This window comes from Candidatus Aminicenantes bacterium (genome assembly GCA_026393795.1).
Classification (GTDB): Bacteria; Acidobacteriota; Aminicenantia; order UBA2199; family UBA2199; genus UBA2199.
Genome location: JAPKZL010000275.1, coordinates 1 through 7,556, shown reverse-complemented (window position 1 = coordinate 7,556; position 7,556 = coordinate 1). Strand labels below are relative to the sequence as shown.

The 7,556-nt window shown below is 48.2% G+C and carries 8 protein-coding genes; 3 read left to right on the top strand and 5 right to left on the bottom strand.

Features of this window, described 5'->3' with window-relative positions; translation table 11 throughout:
• The coding region (locus tag NTW95_13325) for a DUF2779 domain-containing protein (GenBank protein MCX6558390.1) at window positions 1-1,145 on the bottom strand (1,145 nt) is incomplete at its 3' end.
• Window positions 1,123-2,097: a WYL domain-containing protein gene (locus NTW95_13320; protein MCX6558389.1), complete on the bottom strand. Its 975-nt coding sequence runs from the start codon at window positions 2,095-2,097 to the stop codon at window positions 1,123-1,125. The genes NTW95_13325 and NTW95_13320, both read right to left, overlap by 23 nt.
• A gap of 195 nt (window positions 2,098-2,292) precedes the next feature.
• Here NTW95_13320 and NTW95_13315 point away from each other — a divergent pair, with 195 nt between their 5' ends.
• The 3 genes from NTW95_13315 to NTW95_13305 all read left to right on the top strand — a co-directional run bounded on the left by NTW95_13315 (window position 2,293) and on the right by NTW95_13305 (window position 4,883).
• The gene (locus NTW95_13315; GenBank protein ID MCX6558388.1) at window positions 2,293-3,678 is read left to right on the top strand and encodes a hypothetical protein; all 1,386 of its coding nucleotides are present in this window, start codon (window positions 2,293-2,295) and stop codon (window positions 3,676-3,678) included.
• The gene (locus NTW95_13310) at window positions 3,654-3,962 is read left to right on the top strand and encodes a hypothetical protein (GenBank protein ID MCX6558387.1); all 309 of its coding nucleotides are present in this window, start codon (window positions 3,654-3,656) and stop codon (window positions 3,960-3,962) included. Before NTW95_13315 ends, NTW95_13310 begins: the two co-directional genes overlap by 25 nt.
• Before the next feature lie 447 nt (window positions 3,963-4,409).
• Window positions 4,410-4,883 carry an aspartate ammonia-lyase gene (locus NTW95_13305; GenBank protein ID MCX6558386.1) on the top strand — a complete coding sequence of 158 codons (474 nt, stop codon included), beginning with the start codon at window positions 4,410-4,412 and terminating at the stop codon, window positions 4,881-4,883.
• A gap of 275 nt (window positions 4,884-5,158) precedes the next feature.
• Here the strand turns inward: NTW95_13305 and NTW95_13300 are convergent, their stop codons facing one another.
• The 3 genes from NTW95_13300 to NTW95_13290 form a co-directional block, all read right to left on the bottom strand.
• Window positions 5,159-6,220: a hypothetical protein gene (locus NTW95_13300; protein ID MCX6558385.1), complete on the bottom strand. Its 1,062-nt coding sequence runs from the start codon at window positions 6,218-6,220 to the stop codon at window positions 5,159-5,161.
• A 169-nt stretch (window positions 6,221-6,389) separates the two neighbouring features.
• Entirely contained in the window at window positions 6,390-7,325 is a 936-nt protein-coding gene (locus NTW95_13295) for a radical SAM protein (protein MCX6558384.1), read from the bottom strand.
• Window positions 7,313-7,556: hypothetical protein (locus NTW95_13290; protein ID MCX6558383.1), on the bottom strand; the 244-nt coding region annotated here is incomplete at its 5' end. The genes NTW95_13295 and NTW95_13290, both read right to left, overlap by 13 nt.

Sequence of the window (7,556 nt, the reverse complement as noted above, 5' to 3'; positions counted from 1 at the left end):
CAGCCGGTTTCGAAACCAGCGTTATAGGCAATAATAGAGCCACCGTTGCCCAGCAGCGACTTAAGTTCTATTAGTATTTCCAGTCGGGGATCTGCTTTCCCTTCCGCGAGAAAGGAATGGTGCTCCTGTTTAGCGCCCTCTTTTTCCAGGATGTGCAGTGAAAATTGAAAGGGGATGTTTTGATACGGCCGTGTTCCATTATAAAAAGGAATTGCCGGAGCGACGGTTTCGAAATCCAAAAAGTATAATGGGTATTGGAGGGTAGATAGAAAATTCGCAATGCCCTTTTTATCTATATGGGGCTTATTTGTTTTAGCGCATTTTACCTGAATGCTCTGGCTTGAGCTGAGTATTGTACCAGGGGGAATATCGGCCAGTTTTTGAACTTTCTGTTGCAATAACTCAAACCCTAAAGTTTTTCCTCTATAAAGGGAAAAAATATTTTTCTCAGGAAGAAAAGACCAGCACATTTCCGTTAGCGGGCATTCGTACGGGTTGCTGCAATGCGGGCCAATTTTTATAGCGGGGCATTCTGCGCTTTGAATGATCTTCACCATCTTCTCAAGGTTCGGCTCAACCTGCAATAGCAGTTCCTGGGTCTGTGCGGTAATGTCTTCCTTGGTAAAAAGTTTTTCAGGCTCGATATCTCCGTGGCGGACATACTGGTTGTTAATGTGCATTAAAAATAATTTGTTTAGTTTTATGCCGGAGTTTTGGCAAACATAACTCTGGATAGCCACATCAGGCAGGTTTATATCTTTTAAAGACGTACTGCTTTTAACCTCGATCAAATCCCAGCTGTTATTATCCACAGGAGCGAGGATGTCGGCAATAGAATAGGCGTTTCCGTATTTTACCGCGGCTTCAAAAATGGGTTTTCGTTCAACCAGAAGCTTTTTAGTTGGCTCAATCATTTTTTCGGCATCTCTATCCCATTTAATAGCAATCCCGCCCAGAAACAGGCTTTGAGCCAGCTTGCCAACTTCGTGACCGGCATCAAAAATAGCCTTGGTTCCCTCATCGGGGGTTGGAATTTCATCGGGCCGATTATAGTGGTACCACAGGAGCTTATGGCACTGCAAACCCGACAGGTATTTACTCTTTGAAATAACCGGAGTCATTTCAATTCTTACTGACCTTTCCATATAACTTCGCTGTATTCCCTAATATCGTCGCAATTTCTTTCCGCAATTCCTTCGGCTCCAGCACTTCGACCTGCTCGCCGAAGCCCAGGATCTCGCCGATCAGTTCGCGGTTGAGGGTCGAGGGGAAGGAGACTTCCAGGCAGCCGCCCGCCCCATCGCAGAACTCCTGACCCGGATGCGGGAGCATGCTGCGCACAAAGCGCGCCAGTTCGGGCACAAACCTCAACTTGACCGGCACTACCGGGTGGTTCTGGTCGGTGATGAAGATACCAAAGGTTGAGGCGATCTTGTCATGGATGGCCTTCTGGCTGACCTTTTTTATGGCTTTTCCCGGCAGCACCTTCACTGTCTCAATGCGAGCCAGCGAAAAGGTGCGCCATTCCTTGCCGTAGAGGGCCAGCAAGTACCAATTGGTTCGGTAAAAGAGGAGGTGCAGCGGGGTCACTTTGCGCCAGGAGGGCTCGCGCATCGGCCCGAAAACTTCCTGGTGCAGGATCTCCGCTGGATGCTGGTTCATGATGGCGTCGAGCAGCGGGTTGAGGATACCCGCTTTCTGGCGGTAGGAGCCCATGCCTTTGTAGGAGACAACGTGCCCGGCGGCGCCCAGGCCCTTGCGGCTGTTGATGGCGATCTTGCGCAGCAGCTCGGCCAGTATCTTTTTTGAGTCGGGGTCGCGGATCAGCTCCCTGGCGATGGCCAGCAGCAGGAGCTCGTCGTCCTCCACCCAGATCGAGGGCAGACTGAAGGCGCGGTCGCTGAGCGCGTAGCCTTTTTTGAACGCGTCGTATTCCAGCGGCGCGTCCAGGGTGTCGCGCATATACTCGACATCGCGCTGAGCCTGGGCCAGACTGATCTCGAAATATTCGACCAGGCGCTGGGCGTTGGGGTATCTCCCCTTTTTGGCCTGGTTGATGAACCAGATATAGCGGGAGTAGGTTAGTTTCTTCGCCATGCAAACATTGTATTAGAAAGAGGTAGAGAGGTAAAGGGATATAAAGGTAAAGTAAAGCCAAGAAGAAATTCAAGGAAGAATCTTAAATCTCCTCATTGCCTTTTTTTACTCTTGCCCTAACTTTACCCCTCTACCTCCTTCTCCTTTTTTCTCCTATGTCATCCCTTGATAGGGAGAGAATGCGACAATGGCTCCATGAAAAGGAAAATTGACGAAAAAGGGATCTCCGAGCTTATCCGCAAGCCTGGGACAGGGAAATGGCATGTCCGCATCGACGGCAAAGAGTACGGCCCCTGGGATAAAGTGGACCGACCATTCAAATATTCTCCGGACGGCAAGCACTGGGCGCTGACCGGGAAACTGCACGATAAATATTACGTGCTGGCCGACGGTTGCAAATATGGCCCTTTCAACTTCAACATCAAGGGGCCGTGGTTTGATCCCTGCCGCGGTGTCTTCGTTTTCACCGCCCAGCGGGACAACGAATTTTTCCTGGTCGCCGGCGGCGAAGTCATCAGGAAAGGCAGTGTCGTCGAAAAACCGGGCGGGGAAATGTTCATTACCGTCAGCAACAAGCACTTTGGTCCCTATCAGGATGTCGAACTGCCCCTGTTCTCCCCCAGCGGCAAAAAATGGGCCGCCGCCCTACGCCGGGATGACAAGGGTTTCCTGCTGCTGAACGGCAAGGAGTACGGCCCGTTCAGGGCGGTGGAGCGCCCCGAATTCAGCCGCGGCGGCGAACTGTGTACCTGCCCCTGCCGGGACGATAAAGGACAAGGGCTGCTGGTCGAAGGCGAGAAGTTCTACGGCCCCTTCGAGCAGTATTTCGGCCCCTGGTATAGTCTTGATGGCAAACATTGGGGACTGGACATCCAGAAAAAGAAATGGCACGGATTCCTGGTCGACGGCATCGAATACGGTCCCTTCCCCTTCCAGTACTTCGTGCCCGAGTTCAGCCCCGACGGCAAGCACTGGGCGGTCATGCTGGACGGAAATTCCGCCAAACGTCGTTTCATCCTCCTTGACGGGAAGAAATATGGCCCTTACGATATCAGCAACTTCGCCTTCACCGTGGACAACCATTGCCTCTCCCTGTTCCGCAGGAAAGGCAACTATATCATCTTCATCGACGGCCGCGAGATAGGCCCCTATTGCCATGCCGACAAGAAACTCCACCCTATCGACGGGGCTGTCCTGGCCGACCTGGTATTTGTAATAAAAGGGAAAAAGGCCGTTCGCCGCTGCGTTATCTCCTGCAGCCCGGAAGACAGTGAAAAACAGATATTCTTCAGTCCGAAGACCGGCGAATCACTGAAGGAGGCCATTGAGATCATCAACGCTGTTGACACGGACGAAGGGGTATACGCCGAGTACGCCTATTTACGTTTGAAGTCACAGAGCTTGGGGATAGTCTATTCCATGGTCGAGCAGCAACATATCCCTCATGGGGGAAAGCACTATGACATGCTGACCATCCAACTCGAGAATGGCGAAAAGGAAAACTTTTTTTTCGATATCACCTCTTTTTACGGCAAGTTCAGCCCGGAGATCGAGCGTTGGGTGAAAACAGGAGCTCGATGAAACTGGAAGAGCACGAGCTAGAATCGCTAAGCCTGTTCGGCAAGCCTTTCACCGAAGTCCACCTGTGGCTCGATGAGTTCGCCAGGACTCCTGAATTCGGCATGCGCCATCGCCGCAAGCGCCACCACCGGGAAGGGCTGCGGGAAGTCGAGGAGCTGTTCGGATGGGACGCTGCCCTGGTGGCACGTCTGCACGTCATCTCCGACCTAAAAAAAGAGGGCTGGAAAGAGAGCGACCGCTTCCCCGAAGACGAGGCTGATTATGTCAGGATGGGGCTCTTTTGAGAAATTCAGAAGTTGGGGACGAGTTCGCTTGCAGCATACAAAATTTTCTGATTTGCAAAAAATATATTATTGGAACAAAATCACCCAAGGAGGGACACAATGGACAAATGCATCTTTTGTAATTCTTCATCGTACGGATCTTGTTCGAAAAGCCCCCACGGCAAACATGAGCATTCGGGGGGACGAAAAACACTGTGTTTTTTGCGGTTCAAGTTCATTCGGACCCTGTTCACGCAGCCCGCATGGCAAACACCAGCATGGAAGTGGCGGCAAAAAATGTATTTACTGCAGTTCTTCTTCTTTAGGCCCCTGTATCCGCAGCCCCACGGAAAGCACGAAAGATAAATCGTTTTGGAGTATAAAGGCAGATTCTGTGCACTATCTAGCCGAGTTAAATCTGACTCGGGACATCTATTGGAAAAATGAACCATAAAAGGAGGCTTAAATATGTCAAAATTAAATAGTCTAACAGGGATTTCAGGAACATACTATGCTGCTGCTGAATTGTCAAAACGTGAATATATTGCTTTAGTCACAATGAAAAATACGAGCGGAGTGGATATACTTGTTTCTTCTGAAATTTCTAAAAAATCTATAGTAATCCAAGTAAAGACAAGCAAACTTGCCCATAAAAAAGGCTATACACTGAAAAATAAAGATGAAGAGCTAAAAAGTGATGATTTAGTTTATATATTTGTAAATATGAAGGATGGTAATTTTAGACCAGATTTTTATATTGTACCAAGTGAGATCGTTGCAAAAACAATTTCAGATGGACATAAAAAATGGTCAGGTGAAAAGGGGAAAAGGGGTCAGATTCGTGATGGATCAAGTAGAATAAGAAAATTTTACCCTAGCGAGGAAAAGGACAAAGAGAATTGGAAAGTAATTGCTGAAAAACTGAATTCCATTCCTAAATAAATTGAAAGAGAAGCAGGAAAAATGTCTTCCCAAGAGTTTCACCTGAACAAAGTCACAAAGTCAAGCACCGTCCCCAAATGCCCCCGTCCCCAAATGCCCATCTCTACTGAATTCCGAGCCGGCTTAAACTATTCCGCAAACGAACGTTCGACAATCCACTTTTGTAGAGGGAAAATTGTTTAATAAAAATTGGATAATATTGAAAGGAGATGGAAGGAACAAGCAGACAAATGCTACAGGGATTATTTCAAAGAGGAATTTATCAAGAAGAGCGGTTAACCTAATTCGGGTGGAATAAAAAATTGCCCAAGGTCACTAATATCTTCATGATAAGGGATTAGACTATTTATTGCCTTGAATCTTGAAAAATAATTATCCAAATCGTTGCTGGGTGCTTGAAAATAAACTTTTTGTAATTGCCTCATTCCTCCAAAAATCTCTCTATCCCATGCCCGATTGAAATATGGAAAAGAATAACCAATTACTATTAGAACATCTGTTTCACTTGCAATTTCATATGCAATTTTTTTCGTTTGAATGTTGATGTCTTTATTTTCCCAAGAAAAAAATAAATAAGGGTTAGGACGGTCTCGCTCTATTAGTGATACATAGTCATTAATAAGGTTGCGTACAAGTGAATACATTTGTAACGATTTATCCAAATAAAGCAGAGGAAGAATATTATCATCCTTTCTTTGAATTTGAAGGGAACCATTAAGTTTAACAATTCCAAAGTGACTTTTATCAAATCCCCTGACTTCATGAGAAGGAAATATTTGTAGATAAATTTGGTTTTTAATAAAATTTCCCAAACCCGAGTATTCATCAAAAGCCATTTCAAATTGCATGTCATAATTCCACGAAAGAATTTTAATGTTTGGTAAGTCATCAATTTCCTTTTGAATGAGAAATGCAAAAAAATTATCATATCGTGGGTCAATTTTTCTTATAGCAGTATTTTGGGGTTTATATTTTAAAGTAGGGTCATTATCTTTATCACCTAAATTTCTGAAATGTTCAAAAACAAAAAAAATTATCATTAAGGCTTTGATTTTAAAATAATCCTTACTATTTTTAATGAATAGTCTTTTCGCCAGAGTATCTATGCTAGTCGCATATTTTAAATTATCAATTAACCATTTTATATCTTTTTTTAACTGAGAACTTGGTTTTTCTGGACGATATTCGTAGTGTTGTGGAGAAACGTTAGGGCCCGGAGGTGAATCTTCAATATTGTCCAAATATAGATAAAATTCTTCTAGATGTTCTGGGATATTTTCAATGGTGGGAATTGCATAGGCACTCGCTCCGGCACCAAATAGATATGTTATGTTCATTCTGCTCTCCCCATTTGAATCATATCCAAAAGTGTAAAAACAAACAAGATCCTTTCATTAGATTTTCTTCAATTCTTGATACTATTTTGATATTCTACCTATTGAAAAGCCCGATAATACTAGATTCCATTCAATACCCGCTCAAGCTTCAACTCGCAGCGGGATTGATTCAATCCATGCCCTGGAACCAGCCGTTCTCGAGGCCCAGGCGCAGCGCTTCGTCGCGCACCTGGCGGTATTCGTCACGGCGCAGGCAACGGTCGAAGGGCGGGCAATCGGGGGCGCGGTGGGCCGGGAAATACTGGCTCATCAGGCTGAGCCAGGCGGCCTTGAAAACGCCGGCGGCGATGGTTCGCAACACCTCGACCGAGTTCTCGGCATGCCCGGGGATGATCAGGTGGCGGATGACCGTGCCGCACACGGCGATCCCCGCTTCGTCCAGCCGCAGCGGCCCGGTTTGCCGGAACATCTCGGCGATGGCCGCCACGGCGTTTTCATAATAATCATTCACCCCTGAAAGTCTCAGCCCCAGTTGCCGCGCCTCTTCCGAAGGTCCGTATTTCAGGTCGGGCAGGTAGATGTCGACGATGCCCGACAACCCGGCCACCACCTCGGCCCGCTCGTAGCCGCTGGTGTTGTAAACCAGGGGGATGCGGAGCCCCTTGGCGCAGGCGATCTCCAGCGCGCTCACGACATGGAACAGGTAGGGCGTGGGCGACACCAGGTTGATGTTGTGTGCGCCGCGCTTCTGCAGGCCGAGAAAAATCATGGCCAGCTGCTCCACGCTGAAGAATTCGCCGTGGAACAGCTGAGAGATCGGGTAATTCTGGCAGAACAGGCAGTTGAGGGTGCAGCCCGAAAAGAAGACCGTCCCCGACCCCCGGTCGCCGGAAATGGGCGGTTCCTCGCCGAAATGGAGGTTGTGCGAGGCGATCTTTGCGTCGCGCCCGGCCCGGCACAAGCCGTGCCGGCCGCTCCAGCGCTCGGCACGGCATTGGCGCGGGCAGAGGCAACAGGGTGAGAAACGGGCGGCAAAAAAATCGCGCCGCTTAACCCAGTCAACGGCGCTCAGTTGGAGGTAGGACGCCTGGCTCAACCGTTCCACTCAAAATCTTTGCCCAGGAATACCTGGCGCGTCTCCTCTTCCTTGACCACCTGGGCCGGCGTCCCGCAGCTCAGGATATGCCCCTTGTGAATGATGTAGGCCACGTCAGTGATGAAGAACGTGTCCTTGACGTAGTTGGTCTCTTCGCCCAGGCGCAGCTTGCCTTCGAATTCCAGGGTGAAATCCTTCAACTCGACCATCAGGTTCTGGATGAGCAGCAGGTTGTCGATG